Source organism: Actinospica acidithermotolerans, assembly GCF_018139625.1.
Classification (GTDB): Bacteria; Actinomycetota; Actinomycetes; order Streptomycetales; family Catenulisporaceae; genus Actinospica; species Actinospica acidithermotolerans.
In genome coordinates, this window is sequence record NZ_JAGSOH010000263.1 from 1 (window position 1) to 1,732 (window position 1,732).

A 1,732-nucleotide genomic window follows, 5' to 3' on the forward strand; every position below is an offset into this window, starting at 1 on the left:
TTCCTGGCCCTGGCCCCGGCGACCCCCGAGCTCACCGACCTCGACCCCGTCATGGAGGCCGTGCCGGCCGGAATCACCGTGCTCGCCGTTCTCGTCGGACAGCCCGAATCAGTGGCCGTACGCCGCTGCGGAGCCCACCAGCAGTACCTGCTCCCGTGCTACAACGACGCCGCCGCGGCAGCCGACGCGCTGACCGCCGCGCGACGCGCCGGACGGGTCAAGCAGCTGTCCCCGACGCGCATCGAGTACCCGCCGGACATCGACCTGACCGCGCTCCGCGCCGTCGTCGAGTCCGGCCTCGACAAGGACGGCGCAGGCCGCGAACTGTCCGCGTCCGAGAACGCGGAGCTGCTCGCCGCACTCGGAGTAGGCGACGGCCGGTCCGCGTCCCTCGGCCTGGACGCGCGCGAGGCGACGATCACGGCGTGGCAGGACAAGGTCTTCGGCCCGGTGCTCTTCGGCTTGTCAGACCTCTGGCGCCAGCCGGTGACCATGCTCGCGCCGCTCGACGCGGGCACTGCCGAGAGCGTGGCGGCGCGCGTCGCCGGCGACCCCGCTCCCGCGCTCGCCGACCTGTTCCGCCGCGTCGCCGCGCTGGTCGACGCCTGCCCCGAGATCGCATCGTTCCGGCTCGACGTGGAGTTCGACGAATCCGGGGTGCGGAGCGGCGAGGGTGTCACGCTCGTCGCCCCCGCGGAGAGCCAGAACCCTTATCTGAGGAGGCTTCGACGTGCTCCGGTCGAATGAACCGGCGAGGCTGCTGGTCCCGTGGGACGAGGCGCTGCTGAGCTACGACCTCGGTCCCGACCATCCGCTCGCCCCCGTGCGCGTCGAGCTGACGATGGCCCTGGCCCGCGAACTCGGCGTGCTCGAGGCGCCCGGCGTCGCGATCGTCCCCGTCACCCCGGCGACGGACGAGCAGCTCGAGAGCGTGCACGACCCCGCGTACATCGCGGTCGTCCGCGCCGCGCTCGAAGCGGACCCGATCTTCCTGCGCAGGCACGGCTTCGCGTCCCCCGACAACCCCGTCGTCCCCGGCCTGCACGAGGCCTCCGCCCTCATCGCCGGCGCCAGCGTGCGCGCGGCCGAGGCGGTCTGGAGCGGCGAGGCCGAGCATGCCGCCAACATGGCCGGCGGCCTGCACCACGCGATGCGGGCCAGGGCGTCGGGCTTCTGCGTCTACAACGACCCCGCGATCGCCATCGCCCGGCTGCTCGAACTCGGCGCCGAACGCGTCGCCTACGTGGACGTCGACGTGCACCACGGCGACGGCGTGCAGGCCGCGTTCTACGACGATCCCAGAGTGCTGACGATCAGCCTGCACGAGACGCCCGTCTCGCTGTTCCCGGGCACCGGCAGGCCCGACGAGACCGGAGCCAAGGGCGCGGAAGGCATGAGCGTCAACGTCGCGCTCCCGCCCTACACCGGCGACGAGGGCTGGCTCCGCGCCTTCGACGCGGTGGTGCCGCCGCTGCTCAAGCAGTTCGCCCCCGAGATCCTGGTCACCCAGCTCGGCTGCGACAGCCACGAGCTCGACCCGCTGGCCCACCTCGAACTGTCCGTGGACGCCCAACGGGCCGCCATCGCCGCCCTGCACGACCTGGCCCACCAGCACGCCGGCGGCCGCTGGCTCCTCCTCGGCGGCGGAGGCTACGCGCTGGTCGACGTCGTCCCCCGCACCTGGGCCTCCGCCCTCGCCGAGGCCGCCCACCGCCCCGTCCCCGCGGAGACC

At 73.6% G+C, this 1,732-nt stretch carries 1 protein-coding gene and 1 pseudogene; both read left to right on the forward strand.

Annotated elements, in window-relative coordinates; genetic code table 11:
- Positions 1–747, forward strand: a pseudogene (locus KDK95_RS34535) (hypothetical protein); the annotation flags it as partial.
- Positions 731–1,732, forward strand: a 1,002-nt coding sequence (locus tag KDK95_RS34540; protein ID WP_212522572.1) for an acetoin utilization protein AcuC, incomplete at its 3' end; no start/stop codon positions are given. The pseudogene KDK95_RS34535 and the gene KDK95_RS34540, both read left to right, overlap by 17 nt.